The organism is Ruegeria sp. CJ3 (assembly GCF_056536725.1).
In genome coordinates this window covers 121,005-143,164 of record NZ_JBQFQE010000009.1, presented here as the reverse complement: position 1 = coordinate 143,164, position 22,160 = coordinate 121,005, and the positions used below count along the sequence as shown (strand labels likewise).

General features: G+C 59.7%; 19 protein-coding genes and 1 pseudogene. 7 read left to right on the top strand and 13 right to left on the bottom strand.

Annotated elements, in window-relative coordinates:
- Position 1 precedes the first annotated feature (1 nt).
- The 7 genes and pseudogenes from ACR0J1_RS16070 to ACR0J1_RS16040 form a co-directional block, all read left to right on the top strand.
- Positions 2 to 751 (top strand): DUF1028 domain-containing protein, encoded by a 750-nt coding sequence (locus ACR0J1_RS16070; protein ID WP_480733658.1) that lies wholly within the window; start codon positions 2 to 4, stop codon positions 749 to 751.
- A gap of 3 nt (positions 752 to 754) precedes the next feature.
- Positions 755 to 1,588 carry a sulfite exporter TauE/SafE family protein gene (locus tag ACR0J1_RS16065; protein WP_480733659.1) on the top strand — a complete coding sequence of 278 codons (834 nt, stop codon included), beginning with the start codon at positions 755 to 757 and terminating at the stop codon, positions 1,586 to 1,588.
- A gap of 2 nt (positions 1,589 to 1,590) precedes the next feature.
- The gene (locus ACR0J1_RS16060) at positions 1,591 to 2,301 is read left to right on the top strand and encodes a FadR/GntR family transcriptional regulator (protein ID WP_480733660.1); all 711 of its coding nucleotides are present in this window, start codon (positions 1,591 to 1,593) and stop codon (positions 2,299 to 2,301) included.
- A gap of 39 nt (positions 2,302 to 2,340) precedes the next feature.
- On the top strand, positions 2,341 to 3,483 hold the full coding sequence (locus tag ACR0J1_RS16055; RefSeq protein ID WP_480733661.1) for an NADH:flavin oxidoreductase/NADH oxidase: 1,143 nt from the start codon (positions 2,341 to 2,343) through the stop codon (positions 3,481 to 3,483).
- 55 nt (positions 3,484 to 3,538) lie between these two features.
- Positions 3,539 to 4,183 (top strand): glutathione binding-like protein, encoded by a 645-nt coding sequence (locus ACR0J1_RS16050; protein WP_480733662.1) that lies wholly within the window; start codon positions 3,539 to 3,541, stop codon positions 4,181 to 4,183.
- A 200-nt stretch (positions 4,184 to 4,383) separates the two neighbouring features.
- On the top strand, positions 4,384 to 5,190 hold the full coding sequence (locus ACR0J1_RS16045; protein WP_480733663.1) for a hypothetical protein: 807 nt from the start codon (positions 4,384 to 4,386) through the stop codon (positions 5,188 to 5,190).
- A gap of 455 nt (positions 5,191 to 5,645) precedes the next feature.
- Positions 5,646 to 6,182 (top strand): annotated as a pseudogene (locus ACR0J1_RS16040) (integrase core domain-containing protein); the annotation flags it as partial.
- Between the two features lie 546 nt (positions 6,183 to 6,728).
- Here ACR0J1_RS16040 and ACR0J1_RS16035 read toward each other — a convergent pair.
- From ACR0J1_RS16035 to ACR0J1_RS15975, 13 genes are all read right to left on the bottom strand, one after another.
- Positions 6,729 to 7,637: a carbon-nitrogen hydrolase family protein gene (locus ACR0J1_RS16035; RefSeq protein WP_480733664.1), complete on the bottom strand. Its 909-nt coding sequence runs from the start codon at positions 7,635 to 7,637 to the stop codon at positions 6,729 to 6,731.
- Between the two features lie 79 nt (positions 7,638 to 7,716).
- On the bottom strand, positions 7,717 to 8,130 hold the full coding sequence (locus tag ACR0J1_RS16030; protein WP_480733665.1) for a GFA family protein: 414 nt from the start codon (positions 8,128 to 8,130) through the stop codon (positions 7,717 to 7,719).
- Positions 8,131 to 8,159: 29 nt separating this feature from the next.
- Positions 8,160 to 8,870: a glutathione S-transferase family protein gene (locus tag ACR0J1_RS16025; RefSeq protein WP_480733666.1), complete on the bottom strand. Its 711-nt coding sequence runs from the start codon at positions 8,868 to 8,870 to the stop codon at positions 8,160 to 8,162.
- Positions 8,867 to 10,048 (bottom strand): CaiB/BaiF CoA transferase family protein, encoded by a 1,182-nt coding sequence (locus ACR0J1_RS16020; RefSeq protein WP_480733667.1) that lies wholly within the window; start codon positions 10,046 to 10,048, stop codon positions 8,867 to 8,869. Before ACR0J1_RS16020 ends, ACR0J1_RS16025 begins: the two co-directional genes overlap by 4 nt.
- 88 nt (positions 10,049 to 10,136) lie before the next feature.
- Positions 10,137 to 11,042, bottom strand: a complete 906-nt coding sequence (locus ACR0J1_RS16015; RefSeq protein WP_480733668.1) for a LysR substrate-binding domain-containing protein — start codon at positions 11,040 to 11,042, stop codon at positions 10,137 to 10,139.
- Between the two features lie 152 nt (positions 11,043 to 11,194).
- Positions 11,195 to 12,565: a M20/M25/M40 family metallo-hydrolase gene (locus ACR0J1_RS16010; protein WP_480733669.1), complete on the bottom strand. Its 1,371-nt coding sequence runs from the start codon at positions 12,563 to 12,565 to the stop codon at positions 11,195 to 11,197.
- Positions 12,565 to 14,610: a hydantoinase/oxoprolinase family protein gene (locus ACR0J1_RS16005; protein WP_480733670.1), complete on the bottom strand. Its 2,046-nt coding sequence runs from the start codon at positions 14,608 to 14,610 to the stop codon at positions 12,565 to 12,567. Before ACR0J1_RS16005 ends, ACR0J1_RS16010 begins: the two co-directional genes overlap by 1 nt.
- Positions 14,597 to 16,408: a hydantoinase B/oxoprolinase family protein gene (locus ACR0J1_RS16000; protein ID WP_480733671.1), complete on the bottom strand. Its 1,812-nt coding sequence runs from the start codon at positions 16,406 to 16,408 to the stop codon at positions 14,597 to 14,599. Before ACR0J1_RS16000 ends, ACR0J1_RS16005 begins: the two co-directional genes overlap by 14 nt.
- A gap of 73 nt (positions 16,409 to 16,481) precedes the next feature.
- A complete protein-coding gene (locus ACR0J1_RS15995) occupies positions 16,482 to 17,459 on the bottom strand; it encodes an ABC transporter ATP-binding protein (RefSeq protein ID WP_480733672.1) in 978 nt (325 codons plus the stop codon).
- Positions 17,456 to 18,475 carry an ABC transporter ATP-binding protein gene (locus ACR0J1_RS15990; RefSeq protein ID WP_480733673.1) on the bottom strand — a complete coding sequence of 340 codons (1,020 nt, stop codon included), beginning with the start codon at positions 18,473 to 18,475 and terminating at the stop codon, positions 17,456 to 17,458. The genes ACR0J1_RS15995 and ACR0J1_RS15990 overlap by 4 nt, the downstream gene beginning before the upstream one ends.
- 2 nt (positions 18,476 to 18,477) lie before the next feature.
- Positions 18,478 to 19,377: an ABC transporter permease gene (locus ACR0J1_RS15985; RefSeq protein WP_480733674.1), complete on the bottom strand. Its 900-nt coding sequence runs from the start codon at positions 19,375 to 19,377 to the stop codon at positions 18,478 to 18,480.
- Positions 19,370 to 20,347 (bottom strand): ABC transporter permease, encoded by a 978-nt coding sequence (locus tag ACR0J1_RS15980; protein WP_480733675.1) that lies wholly within the window; start codon positions 20,345 to 20,347, stop codon positions 19,370 to 19,372. The genes ACR0J1_RS15985 and ACR0J1_RS15980 overlap by 8 nt, the downstream gene beginning before the upstream one ends.
- Positions 20,348 to 20,432: 85 nt before the next feature.
- A complete protein-coding gene (locus ACR0J1_RS15975; RefSeq protein WP_480733676.1) occupies positions 20,433 to 22,088 on the bottom strand; it encodes an ABC transporter substrate-binding protein in 1,656 nt (551 codons plus the stop codon).
- Positions 22,089 to 22,160: the final 72 nt, after the last annotated feature.

The window sequence follows — 22,160 nt, the reverse complement described above, 5'->3', positions numbered from 1 at the left end:
CATGACATACTCTCTGATCGCGAAAGACCCTGAGACCGGAGCCATCGGTCTGATCGTGGCCAGCCGGTTCTTTGCCTGCGGCGCGCGGGTGCCCTGCGTCGGCGCGCGCAGTGCGATTGCCTCACAAGCGTTTTCGAACCCGGTCTGGGGGACCGAAGGGCTCAGGCGGTTGGAAGCGGGCGAAGCCGCGCAATCCGTTCTGGACAATCTGGTGGCCCGCGATGCAGGGCGCGATGCACGGCAGGCGCATCTGATGGATGCGCAGGGCAATTTCGCCGCCTATACCGGGGCGGATTGCGTCGACTGGGCCGGACACCGGATCGGTGCGGCGCATGCGGTTGCGGGTAACATGCTGGCCGGGCCGGACGTCGTCGACGCAACGTTTGAGACATATGCATCGGAAACCGCGCTGCCATTCCCGGAACGCCTTATGGCTGCGATGGAGGCGGGCGAGCGCGAAGGCGGCGACAAGCGCGGCAAACAGGCCGCCGGACTGGTCATTCACCGTGGCCAGTCTCATGCCTGGCTGGACATGCGCAGTGACGACCACGCCGACCCGCTGTCCGAACTGCGACGGCTTTATGACGTGGCCAGCGAGCGTTACCTGCATTTCGCCGAAGCTATGCCGAGCGAGCAGAACTTCTCGGGCAATCCCGACCGGGCGGCGCTGGAAGATGCGATCGCGCTCGCGGATGCCAAACGCCAGGCCGAGGGGCGGGTGAGCCGCTCGTTCGCCAGCGACCCTGCGTGATGTATGGGCGGTATTGACCTCTCGACCCTTGCGGCGCTGATCGCCATCGCCGGTGCCGCCGGCGTGTTTGGCGGTATTCTGGCCGGTCTGCTGGGGGTTGGCGGTGGGATCGTCATCGTCCCAGCGCTGTATTTCGCCCTGTCGCTGACCGGCAGCGATCCGGCGCTGACCATGCAGGTGGCGGTCGGGACATCTCTGGCGACGATTGTGTTCACCGCGCTGTCGTCCAGTTGGGGGCATTACAAGCGTGGGGCACTGGATATGGCGCTGCTGAAACGCTGGGCGCCGGCCATCCTGATCGGCGTGATCATCGGCGGGCTGCTGGGCGGGCTGGTCAGCGGCTATATTCTGGTCGCCGTGTTTGCGACCGTGGCTGCGGCGGTATCGCTGGACATGATCTTTCGCAAACCGGGCAATGATGGCCCGCCGCGCAGTTTTTCACCGCGCGTCTGGGCCGCGACCGGCGTATTCGCAGGCGCGATTTCGGCGATGATGGGCATCGGCGGCGGCACGGTCTGCGTGCCGGTTCTGAACTTTCTGGGCTATGACATTCGCCGCGCGGTCGGCACATCGGCGGCCATCGGGTTCGTGATCGGCCTGCCCGGGGCGCTGATCTATGCGGCCACGGGGCTGGGGCAGACCGGTTTGCCACCCTTTTCCATCGGCTATGTCAACTTGATCGCAGCGGCGTTGATCATTCCGCTGACGACCAGTTGTGCCCACATAGGCGTCCGCATCGCACACACGATTTCGCAGCGTGCCTTGCGACTTGCTTTTGGCGCGTTCCTGATGCTTACGTCGTTGCGCATGTTTTACGATCTGATCGGAGCGTTCTGACCTTGGGGAATTGTCCAACTGATACCGAGCTGACCGCCGCCTTGCACACCGGAATCGAGAGCGGCGAATTCGTGAAGAATGGCAAATTGCTGCCCGAGCGCGCCTTGGCAGAGGCGCTGGCAGTGACCCGCGCCCGGATGCGCCGCATTCTGGATCAGCTAGAAGAAGACGGCACCGTGTTTCGCAGGCACGGACAGGGGACCTTCGTGTCACCTCCACCCGCCGTTAATGCAAGCCCGTTCCGCGCGGTTGCGGCCAAGGTAATGCCCCGCGATGTTATGGAGGTGCGGCTGGAAATCGAACCCGCATTGGCGGCCTTGGCAGCGCAACGTGCCACGGCGAAGGAGTTGCGAACGCTAGAACAGCTTACACGGGCCACTCTGGATGCCGCAGATACGCAGGCCTATGGGGTGGCGGATGATGTCTTTCACTACAAGATTGCCGAACTGGCCCACAATCCCCTGTTTCTGACCGTGTATGACTCGATCCGCGCGGTGCGCAAGCAATCGGAATGGACCCGCCAGCGGGAAACGCACTATTCGTCGTCGACCTTGTTGCGTTTGGGCGAACAGCACGAACAGTTGTTCAGCAGCATCGCATCGCGCGACAGCCAGGCAGCGGCAGAGGTTATGCAATCGCATCTGCTATCTGTGTCCAGTGCGATGCTGCGGGACAGGACGTATGGGCAAACTCAGAGCCTGACCGGGGGCTAGACGGCCCGCAGAACAAAAAAACAGGTTTGAGAGACAAGTATGCCCGCACTTTTCAGCAGTTTTCGCCTTCGCGGCGTGACCTTCAAAAATCGCATCGCCGTCTCACCGATGAGCCAGTATCGCGCTGACGAAGGACGGGCCAATGACTGGCATCTTGTGCATCTGGGGCGGTTTGCCATCGGCGGCGCGGCACTGGTCTATGCTGAGGCCACGGCGGTCACCCGCGACGGGCGCCGCACGCCCGGGGATCTGGGTCTTTGGGACGACAGCCAGATTGACCCGCTACGACGTGTCAGCGATTTCATAGCGCGCGAGGGGGCGGTGCCGGGTATCCAACTCAGCCATGCCGGGCGCAAAGCATCCGAGCGGCGGCCCTGGCATGGCGAGACGCCGCTGGACGAGGCGGACGCGTCCGAGCGCAAGGAAGACGCGTGGCCAGCCATCGCACCATCAGCCTTGCCCTATGCAGACGGTTGGCCGACACCGCGTGCTATGACGGAAAACGATATCGAAACCGTCATCGCGGCCTTCGGGGCTGCCGCTCGGCGGGCCAGGCTGGCCGGGTTCAAAATGATCGAGGTCTATGCCGCACATGGTTTTCTTGTGCATCAGTTTCTGTCGCCGATTACCAATCAGAGGGGCGATAAATGGGGTGGGAGCGCGGAGAACCGGATGCGGTTCGCAGTCGAGGTCGCGCGCGCCATTCGCCGGAACTGGCCCGATGAGCTGCCGCTGGCGTTTCGTCTGTCTGCGACGGATTGGCTAGAAGCTGGTCTGACCGTCGAAGACACGGTCGAGATTGCAAGGGCACTCAAGTCAGCGGGCGTCGATCTGATCGATTGCAGCTCGGGCGGGATCGCGGGCAAGGACAGACCGCAGCGGATGACCATCGCGCAGGGCTTTCAGGTACCGTTTGCTGCGCAAGTCAGGACGCAGGTAGAAATCCCCACCATGGCGGTTGGCTTTCTTTGGGATCCAAAGATATGCAACGCGGCGATTGAACAGGGCGACGCAGACATGATCGCCCTTGCCCGAGAGCTGCTGGACGATCCCAACTGGCCGCTGCACAGCGCCGCACAGCTTGAGGGAGACACCGGGCACGCACGCTGGCCGGTTGAGGCGGGCTGGTGGTTGATGAAACGCGACCGACTGTTGTCCAAACTTGGTCTACGCTCGGACTGAGGGCCGCCGCACGAAATCCGCGCTGAGGCGCGCCGTCAATGAGAAGGAGCCTCGGATGGCGACTTTGTATCACGCACCGCTCACATGCTCATTGGCCGCCCGGTTTGCGGCGGCTGAGGCATGTGTGGATTTGGATGTTACGCTTGTGAACCTGGCGACCCGAAAGACGGAAGACGGGGGATCGCTTTATGATATCAACCCGCTGGGTCAGGTCGCGGTTCTGGATTTGGGTGATGGAACAAAGCTGACCGAAACCTCAGCCGTTATTGCCTGGATTCAATCACAGTCCACTGCTGAGCTTTTTCGGATCGATCCGTCTGATGCAGCATATTTTCAGATGCTGCGGTGGCTGGCATTTTGCGCGACCGAACTACACAAGGGGTTGTTTCGCGTTGTGTTCTATCAGGAGGCCACGGACGAGGTGAAGGAGCGGGTGCGCGGACTGGTGCCGTCTCGTTTCCAGCTTCTCGATACTCATCTGAAAGATCGCGATTTTCTTCTGGGGGATAGGTTTTCTGCCGCTGACGCTTATCTGGGATGGTTTTTCGTCCTATCCAGTTACGCCGATGTTAATCATACGGCGTACCCTCACCTCGAAGCCTACCGCAAACGTGTACTGGCGCGCGAGGCTATCGCCGCGTTGATCGCAGAAGACACAGAGCTGAACCGCGCTATCAACCAGAACCTCTTTGGGGCTTAGGGCACACCTGTCTAGGTCATGTTGACAAATGACGCAGCCTGACGCGGATTGATGTGAAAATAACTTATGGTAGCGATGATTTGCTGGAGATTCTGAACGCAGATGTTTCAGATTTTACGAGTGGTGAGTTTCAGTTTGTCTGAAGTCTAGGGTTAGGGCCGATCATTGCGAGCTGGGCCAAGAAAGTTGGAAGTGGCGTTATGAAAGTCGTGATCCATCAGGGTTTTCACAAAACAGGGACAACAACATTCCAAAGGACGCTGTCCAAGAACCGGCGCATCTTAAGAGATCGCGTGAACGTGCTTCTACCTCGGGATGTTCAGGATGCTGGTTTTTCTGCAAGACGGTACGCGATAGCTCCTAAAGACCGAACTCTTCTTAATTTCAGAAAGAAGTTTCGGAACTCACTTGAGCCATATGTGGGTCAAACTGAAAAACCACTGCTAATCAGCAATGAAGAGTTCGCTGGCTTGATTCCAGGGCGCAAAGGCGTGTGGTCTTATGCTCATACCCACGTCCTTGCAGAGGTCTTGTTGGACGAAATCCACCGGCTCACAGAAGACCAAATTCATATCACGCTGCTATATACGACCAGAAATGCTGCTGATTGGATCCGAAGTACATATTGGCAGAACCTTCGCTCAATCCGAATCCTCGAAGATCTTTCTGAATACAGCGCTTCCCTGCAAAAGGGAGCTGACCTCGACGTAGTGGTTGACCGAGTAAAGGAGTCCGTCTCGTCCCGCGCCGACATCGTATCCATCGATGTGACCGAGCTAAATGACCGCTTAGAGCCTCTTGCCAAGGCACTTTCCATATTAAATGTGAGATCGGATAACTTGGTTGCAATCGAAGACCAAAATGTCCAACCAAACGGAAGCGCGGACTACTTTCTGGAATTGAACCGGTCAAGTATGACAGACGAAGAAGTCGCGGTGGCAAAACGCTTGCACTTAGATCGTCTGAGGGCGGCGAAAAACAACAGCCAACTGCCTGATCACATCTGAACCACTACATATGATCGCTGGCCCAAAGTCTTCCTGTCCGCAGTCGCACTCACAGCAACCGCCATCTATTGGTTAAGGATCCTGTCCATAAGCGGAACAACGTGTGTGCCGATAACAAAAATAGTTGTCTTGGGATTTATTTGACGATCAACAACGGTGTCTAAGTTAGCAGAAACAGCGCTATAGCAAGCGTGTCCATGCGTCCCGGCCAGCCAAATCCTGCGACTGGAGTGACTTCGGCCAAACTTCTGACAACCCTATTGGTCCTATCGGACGAATGAATCTTATCGCACGACAGCTTCTTGGAGCGCGCGCGCGCCAAGAAGCTGGCTCGGAAATGATGGCTGCACGCGCCAGAAACTCAATTTTCCAGCATCACCAAGCTGCTCACTCTCAACGATCTAGGATCGTCCAGCGTCGATAACCACAGATGTCCAGTCACCTGGCCGTGGATACTTAATGACGGCTTATGCGTTCGGCTACGGCCAGAGTATCGCAACCATGTTTGGTCGTATGACTTTTTTCATAGTCGAACCGATGATGGCGAAGCCCTCCGGACGCTGAACATCCTTGATGAGTAGAGTCGGGAATGCTTGGCAATCAGGGTCGAGCGGAAACTGAACGTCGACCGATGTAATCGACGTTCTGACGGGCCTGTTCATACTTCCCGGCGCGCCCAGTTTCATACGTTCTGACAATGGGCCGGAATTTGTCGCCCAGGCTGTCAGAGACTGGATTGCTGCCGTCGGCGCCAAGACGACTTACATCGAACCTAGCAGCCCATGAGAGAACGGATATTGCGAAAGCTTCATCGGGAGAATGAGGGATGAGCTGCTCAACGGCGAGATCTTCTGCATCTTGCGAGAGGCTCAAATTCTGATCGAACAATGGAGAAAACACTATGACACAAACGCCCCCACAGTGCTCTGGGCTATCGCCCGCCAGTGCCCGAAACCATCATCCCGACGGATCAAAGACCGATGATGCACTAACAATCAAATTGGACCAGCCAGATGAATCCGTTCAATTGCACCAGCGTATTTTGTCACCCAACAGTTAAGTGTCGTGCGATCTATCGCAACGCCACGCTCGGACATGACCTCTCAAAGTCACCGTACGACACGCCGCATCAAAGGTAAAAGAACATAGCAAAGAGGACCAGCTCGATCCGCAAAGGACAATTCACGCCCGGAATCTGCCCGTTTCAGCAGTTTATACAGCTGGCGGGATAATCGCCTTTCCAGTTTCGTCTACACAACTCTCAAAGATATTTGCGACAAGACCCAGCGCGCCTGGTAAACTCGGCACTGAACTTCTGAACCCGTCGAAACAAAGCCGACCGATCAACTTCGATGCCGCGTTCAGCCAGCAGATCGACGACATGCCGATAAGGAAAGCGGAACCTGCAGATGCCAGCGTACTGCGCAAAGAATGATGTCGCGCGAAACGCCGTGGTGTCTTAACGGGGATCTAAGCGGCATATTTAACCTCAAGCCCCAGATTGCCACCAATGTTGGCGATTAATGCAACAGTGTCCTTCAGTCCAATCGCTGCTTGTTGTGATCGAGGCTGAGGATGTCGCGTCTGCTGTAATGTCCGGCCGGGTCCAGTTTCATGTGCGCCGCAACGACTTTGTCGACCTCGACATCTGCATAAAGCGTTTTTTCTTCTCCTACGACCGGACCTGCGATCAATTGGCCGCCGGGCGCGGCAATCATGCTACCCCCGTCGTTGATGATGTCACGACCATCCGTCACGTATTTCCGCAGGGCAAAGCTGTCGGGAATATCGCTGCTTCGCAGAAGGCCCGAGACAGAGACGACATAGATACGGCCCTCCATCGCTATGAACTGGGTTATGTGATCTGTGACGTCCAGATCTCCGGGCCATGTCGCAACATGCAGTTGCTCACCCTGCTGGTACAGCGATTGGCGAGCCAGGGGTTGCCAGTTTTCGTAGCAGTTCAAACCGCCGACCCTGACACCTTTCCAGTCCTGGACCGCCAGACCATGACCATCGCCGTCCGCCCACAATAGGCGTTCATGGAAGGTCGGCTTGAGTTTGCGATGAACATTCACAACCCCCTTGTCGGGATGGATTGTCACCAACGTTGCATAGACCGAACCGCCGGACCCTGACCGCTCGACGATACCGGTCATGACCGCCACACCCAGCGCAGAGGCTTCTGCGCAGATTGCCGCAATTTCCGGCCCGTCCGTCGTGATGGCTGATTTCAAATAGGCCACATGGCCGATCTTTAACAACTCATCATTATGCGCCACGGCTTTTGCCCGCAGCCAGACGGGGTAGCCCGAAATGAAGACCTCGGGGAAGACAACCAACTCTGCCCCATGTGCTGCGGCGTCCCGCAGCAAAGCGATCAGCTTGTCCGTACTGGCCTGGGGATCGAGAAAAACCGGAGCGGCCTGAACAGCGGCTACTTTCATTGGAACGTGTCCTGCAATTGAGCGCGTGTAACCCGGGCCTGATCAGATCAGGCCCGGGTAAGAGTGTCAAACCGGCTGCTTAGCCCGGGTTTGCGGGTGCCGTATCCATATCGTCGGTGACCGGCCCCCACGGCTGTGCAGAATCGCACCAGATCTGGATTGTCGGCTTCACCCATGAGCTGTCATTCAACGTACCGGCCTTGACGGCTGCGAGATTGCCGAAGGCGGGCATTTCCGTCGATAACGGCGATCCGCAATTGCCGCAGAAATTGCGCGTTACCGGTTGCCCAGACGCACCGTTGACGACAAATTGCTTGCGGCTACCGCCCTCAAACGCGATCGAGGCCGTCGGCACCAGAACATTGGTGGAATAGGCCGATCCACTTTGACGCTGGCAGTCGGGGCAATGGCAGACAACCATCATGGCAGGTTCATCGGCGCTTGAACTATAGGTGACCTGTCCGCACAGGCAGCTTCCTTCGATCTTTGGCATTGGGTTCTCCTTGCTGGTGGTTGGTTTTGTTATCGGGATGGTTCTGGGGCGGACATCAGATGGTCAGCTGACTGGTTGAACAGGGTTGAGTTCTGTTCAGCAGAGGTCTTGCCAGAGAATTGGGCATCCTTGTGCAGATTGATTGCATCGCGCACAGCGGGACGTGTTTTGATGCGTTGCCGCCAGGCCGCTACGTTCGGGAAAGCCTCCAGCGAAACGCTCAGGGGTTTTGCGATGAACGCCCAGGGAAAGCACATCATGTCTACGATCGTGTAGCGCCCGAACATATAGTCGCGCCCGTCCAGCCAGTTCTCCATCACCGCAAGGGTTCGTTCAAATTCGCCTTTGTAGCGGTTCAGCGAATAGGGCTGATCTTCCGGCGCGTAGTTCACGAAATGGCTTAGCTGTCCGCCCATGGGACCCTGATTTGCAGCCTGCCAGAATAACCATTCGTTGAACGCGACGCGTTCTCTGGCGGTCTGTGGTCCGAACTGCCCGCTGCGGTCGGCCAAGTATGACAGGATTGCGCCGCTTTCGAACACGGTCAAAGGGCCGCCCTCGGCGTCATGATCCTTGATAGCGGGCATTCTGGCGTTTGGGCTGATGGCGCGGAACTCGGGCGTGAACTGATCGCCGGCGCGCAGGTTCATCAGGATAGTGCGATGATCCAGTCCCGTTTCCGCCAGCATAATCGCCACTTTCCAGCCGTTCGGCGTAGGGGCGTAATAGAAATCAATCATGATGCATCCGCCAAATTGCCCGCCCGCAAGCTGGCACGTATGTCGTCGCTATGCTCGCCCAGTTCCGGGGCAGGGCGCAGATCGGTTGCCGGAGTTCCATGAAAGACTGCCGCCGACCGCGCCTGCCGCAAACGGCCCGCCGTCGGGTGATCGTATTCGACGCAGGTGCCGTTGGCTTGAAGCTGGGGATGCTGGCGCATTTCGCGGCGGGTCAGAACCGGGGCGCAGGGCACGCCTGCGTCTTCCAATGCTGCCAGCAGCGTATCGCGGTCGACCTCGCGTACAATTTCCTGGGTTAATTCGAGGCGCGCATCGCGGTTGATATCGCGCAGCTCAGTTGTCTTGAATCGCTCATCATCCAGTATGTCGGGACGGCTCGTCGCGTGGGCCAGCGCCTCCCAATGTTTGTTCTGCATGATCGAGATGCTGAGATACCCGCCTTTGACCTCGTAGATCAGATCGTGGAAGGATTGGCTTTCCTCTTTTTCCATCTCGTCGCCGACGAAGGTGTGGCCGTTCATATCCGAGGCCCACAGGAAGGCTGTAACCGTGTCCAGCATCGACAACGTGACCTTTTGCCCCTTGCCCGAGCGTTCACGTGCGAGCAGGGCGGCGGTCACGGCCTGGCTGGCCTGAACGGCCGTCAGCTTGTCGGGCAGGATCGTGCGCACCAGACGCGGGCGCTCCTGGTCCGAGCCGGCCTGAACCGTGGTCAGTGCCGACAATGCCTGAATCAGCGGGTCATAGACCGGTTTGTTGGCAAGCGGACCGTCGAACCCGAACCCGGAAATCGACATATAGACCAGCCGGGGGTTTAGCGCGCTCAGAACGTCGTAGCTCAGGCCCAGGCGGTCGACGACACCTGGTCGAAAATTCTGGATGAAGACATCGGCCTCTGCCACAAGCGCTTTGATCATCTCGATGTCGTCGGGGTTCTTAAGATCCGCCACAACAGACCGCTTGTTTCGGTTGTTGTTGAGGTATGACGCAGAATGCCCGCCCCGGCGCGTCGCTACATGACGGGTGAAATCGCCATCTGCGCGTTCGATCTTTATGACATCCGCGCCCTGATCGGCCAGTATCATGGTGCACATAGGCCCCGAGACGACGGCGGTCAGGTCAATAACGCGAATGCCCGAAAGCGGACCGTTTCGTTGAATGTCGCTGTGCTGGACCATAGCCAAACTCCTGCAGTTCTTGAGTTGAGCCTAAAATCCAGAGATCGGGGTGAAAAATGCAAAAACCTCAGCAGGAGGTGAAAAAAATTCAACCCTTCTGAGTCAAGAGCCAGTCATGGAACCGTTTGACATCGGACCGCATAGAGGCGCTGGCCCGGGCAACAAAATAGCCAATATTGTCTGCGTCCGGCACATCAAAGGGGGCTACCAGAATACCCGCAGACAGCAGCGGATCGACCAACGGTCTGCGGCCAAGGGCAATGCCCAGCCCGTCCTGTGCAGCCTGAATCGTCAATTCATATGTTTCAAGGCTATAGCGCTGGCTGGTTTCCGGTGGTTCATAACCCCGTGCCTGACACCAGGCGTCCCATTCCGCGTCGACGGTTGAATTGGCAAGAAGCCGTTGCGTCTTTAGAACTTCGGGCAGGGGCGTTTCTTTGAGTTCATCCGCCAGCTTGTGCGACATCACGGGTACAATCTGTTCTCGCAATAGCGGTGTGGTAATGGCGTGGTCCCACCCGCCGGCACCTCGTCTGATGGCCAGATCGATGTTCTCGCGTTCCAGATCGACCACCCGGGTTGTGGTCACCAAGTTGACCTCGAGGTCAGGATGGCTTCGCTCCAGGTCTGCCAGTCTTGGCAAAAGCCACCCGGCAGCAAAGGACGGGGTCAGCGTCAGGGATATTCGCTTTCGTCCGGGCATGGAACGGATGGCTTCGGTGGCACGCAAGATCTCGGACATCGGGCCTTTGATGCGATCGAAAAACTGGCTTCCATCAGCGGTCAGATACAACCGCCCTTTGCGGTTCTCGATCAGTCTTACGCCCAATTCAGCCTCAAGGGATTTAACTTGGTGGCTGATGGACGAGGCCGAAACGTTCAAGCGTTCCGCCGCTTTGACGGCGCTGCCTGTCAGCGCGACCTCGTAGAACGATTTCAGCCCTCCGAAGGGTGGAAAACGGTCATGCTTACCGGGGTGTTTTGGGTCTGACATGGCTGCAGGTTAGCGCGAAGAGACAAGATTGGAAGCCCACCAGAGGGCGTATGTTCGACAGGCCGCACCCGCCGATGCGCGGCCAAGTCCTGCAGGACGTGGATTGCCTGCTGCGTAAGCCTCCGGCGTACCAATGTGCTGTATAGGAACTTTTAGGCTTCCTTCAGGTCAGCGCTGCGCAATGTTCCAAGTGCGTTCAAAACAGCGGCACCGGTCTTAATACCATCCAGAAACCTCACCACCTCCAGATTCTCGTTTGGCGCGTGGTTGGCTTCATCTGCGTTTGCGTATGGAATCACAAATGCGTCTTTTTTCAGGATCTTGGTAAAGACATAGTCGGGAAGCGACCCGCCGACGGTCGGATAAATCAGCGGCTCCATCCCGCGCGCGGCGATGATCGCGTCCCGCAGGGGTTTTGCGTAAGGGCTGTCCAGAGGTGTTTTTGAGGGCAACATGCCATTGTGCCGAACCACCTCGACACCCGGCGCGTGCCGCTTCACATGGGCTTCGATGCGATCGAACACGTAATCGGGTGTCAGCGGTTCGACCAGCCGCACGTCGCATTTCGCGATGGCCTCGTTCGGCAGCACTGTTTTGCTACCCGGCCCGCCATAGCCGCCATGCAGCCCGTTAATCGTCAGCGTCGGGTGGAACATCAGCCGATCCCAATACGGCCGGTCGCGAGGTCCGTCCATTTGGCCGAGCTTCAAATCCTCCATCACCGCCTGTTCATCATCCGGCAAACGCGCCACCGCATCGCGTTCGAGGTTGGTGGGCGGGATCACCGGCTCGGTCAGGCCTTCGACGGTGATGTTACCCTCGGCGTCTTTCATCGTGGCCAGCAGTTGTACCAGCGTCCAGATCGGGTTGGGCACCACACCGCCGTAATTGCCCGAATGCACGTCGCGCGCGGCCCCTTTGGCAACCAGATCGAACGAGGCAACGCCGCGCACGCCAAACGTAATCACCGGCGCGCCGCTTTCATGCAGGGGACCGTCCGACGTGACCACCAGATCGGCCTGCAGGCGGTCCGCATTTTCCCGCACGAAATCGGCGATCTGGGGTGAGCCGATCTCTTCCTCGCCTTCCAGCAGAAAGATGATGTTGCAGGGCAGCGTACCGTTGACGGCAAGATGGGTTTCAATCGCCAGAAGCTGTGCGAAATGCTGCCCCTTGTTGTCTCCGATCCCGCGCGCCCAAATGCGGCCGTCCCGCAATGTCGGTTCAAAAGGCGGACTGATCCATTGGTCCAGCGGATCGGGCGGCTGCACGTCATAATGGCCATACAGCAGGACAGTGGGCTTTTCGGGATCAACCGTGGCATGACCCAGAACAAAGGGGTGTCCCGGCGTCTCAACCAACCCAGCGTCAAAGCCCAGTTCGGTCAGATGCCCGACCAGCATATCCGCAACCTCGCGTATGCCAATGTCATGGGCCGAGATCGAGGGGTGGCGCACGTAATCCATGACCCGCGCGACAAAGCTGTCGGCATGGGCGTCGATGTGATCGAACAGAGCTTGCATCAGGTAGGGTCCTTGGTCAGCAGCACCGCGCCCGAGGCGTGGACCGTGGCCGTCCAGCCCGGCGCGATGAGGGCGGTCGTATCCAGTTGCGTCAGGATGGCGGGGCCGTGGATCGTGGTTTCCGCCCCAAGCGCGGCGCGGTCATAAACCGGCGTTTCAGCGATGCCGTCGGGCCAGTGCACCTTTTGTGTCTGCAGCGCGTCCGGCATATCGGCTTTGGCAAGGGCGGGGCTGTTGACCGGGTCGGTTCGGCCAACGGCTTCGATGCGCAATGTGACCAGCTCAATCGGCGCATCCAGAACAAATCCGTACAGCGATGTATGCGCGTCGCGGAAACGGGTTTCGGTCTCGTCAGGGCTGTTGGCCCAGTCGACCGCGATTTCGCCGCCTTGCCCGTGAAACCGCAACAGCGCGCGGGCGTTCAGGGCGCGCTGATCGGGGGCGATGCCTTCGTGATCCATCCAGGCGGTGGCGTCTTTGGTCAGCTCTGTGACTATGCTGTCACCCTGGGTCTGGTTGATCGCGCCGGGCGTGGGCAGGGCGCGGGTGAATTCGGCCTTCATATCGGCGGCTAGCAATCCGGCGGCACAGAGCAGACCGGGCGCTGCGGGGATCATCACCTGACGGATGCCAAGCAGTTCGGCCAATGCGCAGCCATGCAAGGGCCCCGCACCCCCAAAAGGGACCAGAGTGAAATCGCGCGGGTCATGCCCCCGCTCGACCGAGACGGTGCGCACTGCCCCGACCATGTTGTTGTTCATAATGGCCAGAATGCCCTGCGCCGCTGCCTCGGGTGTCAGGCCAAGCGGGCGCGCGACATTGTTGGTCACGGCGGCTTGGGCTGCATTGAGGTCCAGGGACATGGCCCCGCCCAGCAGGGCCTGCGGCAGGTTGCCCAAGGCGACATGGGCGTCGGTGACGGTCGCCTCGGTCCCGCCATGTCCATAAGCCGCAGGCCCGGGTCGTGCCCCGGCCGAGTTGGGCCCCACCGACAGCGTGTTGTTCGCCACGGCCGCAATCGACCCGCCACCTGCGCCGATTGTCACCATGTCCACCATCGGCAGCGACAGGGGCCATTCGCCCACCTTGCCTTGCTGCGTCAGATTGATCTCTCCGTCCCGGATCAGGCAGATGTCGGCGGATGTGCCACCGATATCCACGGTAATGATGTCCTTGATCCCACAAGCCGCCGCCGCATCGACCGCGCCCACCACGCCAGCGGCGGGGCCGGACAGTGCGGTCAAAGCCGGCGCGGTGCGGATCGCGCCGGTCCCAGCCACACCGCCATTGGATTGCATCAGCAATAGGGGCGAGCTGGCCTCGGCCTCACTCAGCCGGTTTTCCAGCCGCGAGATATAGGTCGACACCCCCGGCATCACATTTGCATTCAATACGGTCGCCAAGGAGCGTTCGAATTCCCGCACCACGGGCAGGACATCCGTGGAACAGGTGATGGCGACATCCGGCAGCGCCGCACGCAACAGCTCGGCCACGCGTTTTTCATGGGCGGGATTGGCATAAGCGTGCAACAGGCAGATGGCGACGGCCTCGACCTGCTGCTTGCGCAGGCGGCCCACCAGCGCGTTCACGCTGCTTTCATCCAGCTGTTCGACCACATGACCGCCCGTGCCGATCCGCTCATCGACCTCGTGAATACGGTCTGCCGGAACGGGCCGTGCCGGTTTCACCCAGGTGAAAAGATTGGCGTGGCGCGGAATGTCCTGGCGTCCGATCTCCAGCACATGGCGGAACCCGCGAGTCGTCACAAGGGCGGTGCGTGCGCCCTTGCCTTCGAGGATCATGTTGGTTGCAACCGTCGTGCCGTGCAGAACGCGCGACAGGTCAGCTGCGCGAATTCCCGCACCTTCCAACACCATGTTCACGCCAGTCATGAAGGCTTGCGACGGGTCGCTGGGCACCGAGGCGGTCTTGGCCCGCCACACCGCGCCCGAGCTGCGGTCGAGCAGAGAGATATCCGTGAAGGTCCCGCCAATATCGACGGCCACGGCATAGGACGGGTCAAAGGACATATCAGACGAGGGCATCGACATACTCCTGTCGGTAAAAGCGGCGGGTTTCCGGACGATTGGCGCGCAGGGTCTGGGTGGCCTGCACGTCCAGCGTGTCGCCCGCGACCACCACGCCATATTCTGCGCGGGCGGCCTGCGCGGTGACAAACCCGCTCAGTACGTCCTGCAGCACAGTTTCCGCAGGCCGGTCGAACGGGTGGCCATAGCCCCCACCGCCCCCGGTTTCGATCCGCAGGATGTCGCCGCGCTTGAGCATGTTGCCATCCGACAGCGGATCAAGCCGCACCTCGTTCGGCGTGCCCGGGTTCACGATGGCGATGCCATGGCGACCGGATTTACCGCCATGAATGCCCCATGGCGGGTTCTGGACGCTGTCGATACGGATGGCCACCATGGTTTCTTCGGCCAGAATTTCGTATTCGCGCACGATGCCGCACCCGCCCCGGTACCGACCCGCCCCGCCGGAGTCCGCAACGATGCCATAGCTGCGCATGGTCACCGGATAGCCTGCCTCCAGAAATTCGACCGGATAGTTCTCCTGCGCGACGAAATAGACCGCATCTATTCCGTCCGCCGTGGAGCGCGCGCCATAGCCAACGCCGATCCCATCGGCCAACAGGTAGGGCTCCAACGCTCCCGCCTCGGTCCGGTATTTGCCGCGCATGATGTTGACCACATAGGCCGAATTCGCCGCCGGGGCCTCACCTCCCCCTGCGTTCAGCAGCCCGCACATGGCCGAGATCATTCGCATCGCGGTCAGACCGCGCAGGCCCAGCGGGGCGGGGTATTCCGGTTGCAGGAAACTGCCCTTGCGAAACAGCACCTCATCCAGCGCATTGGGCCCGCCCGCATTGCAGACCTGACTGGGATCGCCGCCCAGATAGAACAGGCCCAATGCCATGCCGGGCACGCCCTTGTTCATTAGGTAATTGATCGGCCCGGGGGCCTGATCGTCTGTATCCCGGGCGTCGAAGGTAAAATGATCTGCTCCGTCCGCGCCCTTGGCACGCGTCAGCGAGAACCGCATGTGGAACGGGCCGTTGCCGTGCCCATCGGTGTCAATCGCATCGGTGAAGGAATAAGTGCCGTAATCGAAGGTCTCGGCCATCTTGTCCCGCACCAGATTTCGGGTGCGTTCCAGCAATTGTGCCAATGCGTCCTCGGTCACGTCCGGCCCGAACCGGTCAAGGATTTCGCCGACCCTGCGCACGCCAAGTTCAACACTGGCCATGAGCGCGCGCATGTCGCCTTCGCTTTGCTCGGGATAGCGGGAATTGCGGTGAAAAATGTCGAGCACGGCCTGATTGACCTGACCTGCTTCGATCATCTTGGTCACCGGGATCATCACACCTTCCTGAAAGATATCGGTGGCATCCGGGCTGATCGACCCGGGCCGCAAGCCGCCGATATCGGCAAAATGCGCCCAGCTCATGACAAAGGCGCAAACGCGGCCCTCGCGAAAGACCGGCGCCAGCAGGACCTGATCGTTGGAATGGGAAATCGCGCCGTATGAGCCGTAGCAGTCATTGTACCAATAGACGTCGCCATCCTGCATCGTCTCAATCGGGAATTTTTCCAGTACGGGCCGGGTCATGTCGCCAAAGATCGGCACCATCGACCCCACGGCCATCGTGCCATTGCCGTCGAACAGCGCCGTGTAGAAATCCTTCTTTTCGCGGATGAAGGCGGAAATGGCTGTGCGCTCGATCAGCGCCTCCATCTCGGATTGCGCGGCGGCAATGGCCCCGCGGATGATTTCGAGCGAGACCGGATCGCAAAGCGCGGATTGGCTGAGCCGTGATGGCTTGTTCATGGTCGTCTCCCTTCTGATAAGCTGAGGGTGAGCACGGTTCGACAAACCGTGCCTGGGTATGTGATGGGCTGCGTCATTCTTCGACGAAATGGCACGCGACGCGGCGTGTTCCTATGGGGCGGGGCATCGGGACTTCGTCGGCGCATCGGGTTTGCGCGCGCGGGCATCGGTCGCGGAACACGCAGCCCGAGGGCGGATTGCGTGGGTCCGGCGCGCCGCCGCCGATGGGCAGGGGATCGTGGCTTTGATCGACATGCGGCGTGGGCACCGCCGCAACCAGAGCCTGACTGTAAGGGTGCAGCGGCGCATGCACGATGTCTTCGGTCGGGCCGTCCTCCATAATCCGGCCCAGATACATGACGATGGTGCGGTCACAGACATAGCGCACGAGCGCCAGATCGTGGCTGATATAGATCGCCGTCAGCCCCAGTCGGTCACGCACATCGCGAAACACGTTCAGGACGCCCGCGCGCACCGACACATCCAGCATCGAGACGGGTTCGTCCGCGACAACAAACTCGGGTTCCAGGATCAGCGCACGTGCCATGACGACGCGCTGCAACTGCCCGCCTGAGAGTTGATGCGGATACCGCTCCAGAAACTGTTCTGGATCGCCCAGACCAACAAGCTCCAGCGCGTCGATGACGCGGGCGTGCCATTCGCCATTCGGAATGCGGGCGTTGGCCAGCGGTTCTTCCAGCGTCTTTCGGATGGAATAGCGGGGGTTCACCGCATCGAACGGGTTCTGGAAAATCATCTGCGACCGGCTGCGAAACGCGCGCAGCTCATCGCCCGACAAATCCTTGATCTCTTGCCCGTCAAACCGGGCCGAACCGCCCGTCACCTCCTCCAACCGCACGAGGATGCGACCCATCGAGGTCTTGCCACAGCCCGACTCCCCAAGCAGACCGACGCTTTCGCCTTTCCTCAGGGTCAGCGTCACGCCATCTACCGCCTTGACGGTCGCGGGCAACCCCATCATCGCCGAGATAGCGTTGCCGATCTTGTAGTGAAGCTGCGCGTTCTCCATTTCGATCATCGTCTCGGTCATGCGGCAGTCCCCCATGTCGAGGGTTGCCGGGCCGTTTCACGCAGGGCGGCGGCCTCATCTGCGCGGTGGCAGGCGACGTGATGGTCAGGCGCGGCTTCGGTCAGGGGCGGTTCGGTATGGCGGCACAGATCGGTGGCAAAGGGACAGCGCGGGGCAAAGCGGCAGCCTTTGGGCGGGTCGATCAGGTCCGGCGGGCTGCCTGCGATTGGGGTTAGAACGCCGGTTCCGGCGGATTGCAGATCGGGAAACGCGTTTTTCAGCCCCATCGTGTAGGGGTGCAGCGGTTCGTTCAGCAGGGTCGCGGTGTTGCAGTTTTCAACGACCTTGCCCGCATACATCACCACCGTGCGGTCGCAGATGTAAGCCACGACCGAGATATCATGCGTCACCATGATGACGGACAGGCCAAGGTCGCGTTGCAGGCTGCGCAACTGGTCCAGAATCTGGCGCTGAATGATGACGTCAAGCGCCGTTACCGGCTCATCCGCCACAACCAGTTTCGGGTTCAGCGCCAAAGCCAGCGCAATCGCAGCGCGTTGCCGCATGCCGCCTGAGAATTGATGCGGAAAGTCGCGTAGGCGGCCCGGGTCGATGCCTACCATCTCGAACAATTCTACAGCACGCGCGCTGGCCTGTGATTTGCTCATCCCGCCCCGGTCGCGCAAGACCTCCATGATCTGATATTCCACGCGATACACCGGATCGAGGGAGTTCATCGCCGATTGCGGAATGAACGAAATATCGCGCCAGCGCAGGTTGTTCATCTCACGCTCGGAGATCGCGGCGAGGTCTTGACCGTCGAATTCCATCGCGCCGCCCGCGATGCGCGCGTTGTCGGCAATCACACGGGTCAAGGTACGGGCCATGGTGGTCTTGCCGCAACCGGATTCTCCGACCAGACCGACGATGGCGCCTTGCGGAACGTCGAAAGACGCCTCGCTGACTGCGACCACATCCAGCGCGCCGACCTTATAGGCAATCGACAAGTCTCGGATAGAAAGAAGCGTGTCTGCCATGGTCAGCGCCCCAGCTTCGGAAACAGCAGGTTTTCATACCCGCGCGAGATGAAGAAACCGGCACTGACCACAAGGATGATCGCCAGCCCCGGCGGGATAAACCAGTGATAGGCCTGCCGCGCCAAAGCCTGACTTGCAAAGGCGTCCTGAAGCATGAAACCCCAGCTGATCGCATCCGGGTCGCCGAACCCAAGAAAGCTGATTGATGCCTCGGTCAGGATGGCCCAGCCAATGGCGATCGAGCCATACAGAAAGCTGAGCGGTAGGATATTGGGGGTGATGTGGCGCAGAATGATTTTCAGGTCCGAGGACCCGACGACACGCGCGGCCTCGACATATCCGCGCGAGCGCAGCGACAGGACTTGTGAGCGGATCACTCGGCCCGTATCGCGCCACAGCACCAGCGCCATGGCGATGACCGTGTTCCAGATTGACGGCTCGGAAAAGGCCGAGATCACGATGACGAAGGGCAGGAACGGGATACCGAAGGCCACATCGGCCAGCCGCATCAGGAAGGCATCGACGCGACCTCCGAAATATCCGGCCAGCAGCCCCACGACAGAACCGATGAACGCCACCATGAACGCTGCGGTGAAGCCCACAAGCAATGCCGATCTGGCCCCCCAGACGATCTGGGAAAAGATATCGCGGCCCAATGACGTGGTGCCCAGAATATGCCCCTGCTCCCCCGGCAAAAGGTCCGACGCCAGGTCAAAGTCTTCGGTGTAGAGGATCTCAGTCGGGTCATACGGCGCGATGATTGGCGCGGCCAAAGCGGTGATGATGAACAACGCGTAGATCAACAGGCCGGCCAAAGCAAAAGGATCGCCCACCGGCAGCTTGATCGCCTCGAATACCCGCGCGATGCCCGAGGGGTTTGCCTTGATCGTCGCATCAGGCATGAGAAATCCTCGGGTCCAGGAAGGTATAAAGCAGATCGGCAATCAGGTTCATGATGATGACCACAATTGCGATCATCAGGAACGCCCCCTGCGCCAGCGGGTAGTCCGAAGCCGCAACCGCATTCACCAGCTCTCGCCCCAGACCGGGCCAGGAGAACACGCTTTCGACCACTACGTTGCCCTGCAGCTGATAGCCCACCGCAATGGCGAATGAGGTCATCACTGGCAGCAGAGCGTTCCGGGCCCCGTGCCGGATCACAACGGCGGAGGGCGAAAGCCCTTTGATCTTGGCCATGGTGACGAAATCTTCTTTCATCACATCCAGCATGTTTGATCGCATCAGCAGCAGTGGCAGGCCTTGCGAGTAGATCGCCAGAGTCATCATCGGCAGGAACAGGTGCGACAGGAAATTGGCGGAGGTATATAGCTGCCACAGGCTGTCATAGCTGGTGCCTGCGGACCGTGTGCCGCCAGCGGGGAACCAACCCAGTGAAAAGGAAAAGATCGCCAACAGCACCATGCCCAACCAGAATTCGGGCATCGCACGGGTGGCCAGAACCGCAGGTAGAGCCGCGGCCTCGAACCGCGAATTGCGTTTCCATGCGAGCCATGCGCCCGCAAGGATGCCAAAAGTATAGGCCACGATCAGCGAGGAAAACGTCAGGATCAGAGTGTTCGGCAACAGCAGCATGATCCGCTCTGAGACGGGGCTGCGATAGCGGAAGGAATAGCCAAGCTCACCCTGCAACAGATTGCCCAGATAGGTAAAATACTGCTGCCACAAGGGCTTATCCAGGCCGAACTGCCGGATCAGCGCCTCTTGCTGTTCTGCGGTAAAGGTCGGATCGATATAAGCCGCCAGCGGATTGCCGGGCATCAGGCGGAACATCAGGAACAGGATCGTCACGACCGCCCAGAGGACCAGCATCAGTTGCAGCGTGCGTATGAGGAAAGGCTTGAGAGTGCTCATCTCTGTCCTGAAAGGGCCCCGGAGGGTTGGGTTGTGGTGTTTAGAAGGGGCGCGGCGATTGCCCGCCGCGCCAGCCGGACGGGTGTTAGTCCGCAAGTGTTTCCTTGACACCGTCGGGATAGGTCAGGCGATCACCGACACCGCCATAGCCGGCCTCTTCCAGGATCGACTTGGCTACATCGCCGCCTGCCTTGAACCCGTTCACGACGTCTTCGGCGTGCCAGTATTCCAGCGCGGGCGAGACCACCGAGTTCGATGGGACAGCGAACTTTTTGAAGGCCGCGTTCACGATCAGGCGGCGATCAACAGCCGCAGACAACGCACGGCGGAAGGCCGGATCGTTGAACGGTGGGCGGCGCAGGTTGAAGGCGACGTACCGGAAGCCGATATCGACGGTCGAAACCACCTCCAGATCGCCATCCTGTTCTGCGGCATCCAGCAGGACCTGCGGATCACCCTGGAAATCAGTCAGGAAGTTCAGCTCACCTGACCGCAGCATACCCAGCGCAGCCTCGGCATTTGGAACCAGACGCAGGATAAAACGCTCGGCCTTTGGGGCGTTGAAATGGTCGGTATTGGCCTCCAGCACGATCTCTTCATTGGGCAGCCAGCGCACGAACTTGTAAGCTCCGGAGCCGATTGGCGTGTCTTCCTGATAGCTTTCCGCGTTTTCATCCTTGGTCGCCAGATCCGCCAGAATGGGCTCCCACACGTGTTTCGGGATGATGTTGATCTTGGCCAGGCTGGAGGTCAGAAACGAGGCCGAAGGCGTGTTCAGCGAGAAGACAATCGTGTTGTCGCCCTCAACGTCGACGCTGGCGACATTGCTGCCGAACGGGGCGTACATCGGAGCTTCGCCGCCCGTGGTCGCCTCATAAGAAAAGACCACATCATCGACGGTGACCGGCTTGCCATCATGGAAAGTCAGCCCGTCGCGCAGCGTGACAGCGATGGTGGTGTCGTCGCGCCATTCAAAGCTTTCCGCCGCCCAGGGCTGCGGCAGGCCATCCGGCCCCACGCGGAACAGACGGTCATAGATCAGCTCGGTCAGCCAGTTGTCGGTCACGCCCGAGATATAAAGCGGGTTCACCGCAATCACATTGTCCGAACTGTTGACGATGATGTCCTTCTGATCACCCGTCGGCGTCAGGCCCAGCCACGTCCAGTAGCTGCGGATACCGATGCCGGATTGATCCACGACCGAGGCCGGATCGAAGACGGTTTTGTCAAAGGCAAAGGCCTGCTGCGGATGCACTAGCATCATGTTGGGCTGATCCGCGTCCAGAATTTCCTGCGCCTTCAGCACCAGTTTCTGCCGCGCCTCGGGGTCGACGGTCACCCGTTGTTCTTCAACCAGCGCGTCATATTCGGGGTTCTTGTAGCCGATGAAATTGTACCCGTTCTCGGCGGTAGAGGAATGGAACAGGTTAAAGATGATCTCATCCGGGTCAGACCGTTCCGGCCGCCCGGTCATCTGCCAGGCGGTCACGTCCCAGTCGTCGCGGTTGTACCAGACGGCATCGGCCATTTGCGACCACGGCATCACGTTGACATTGACGTCCAACCCCAGCTTGCGCCATTCCTGCGCGATCAGCTGGATGGCCTGAAACTCGGCCGGCTGTGCCGCCTGTGGGCGGGTCAACAGTTCGATGGTTCGGATTTGATCCTGTGCGCTGGCACTTACCGCCCAAAGCGATGCTGAGACAGCAAGTCCGGCAGCAGCTGTAACAAGAGTCTTCAAGGTCGTTCTCCCGTTGGTTAGCCCACGGGGCACGCGGGCAGTTTAGATCGCGGCGGTTATTGCCCGCCGCCA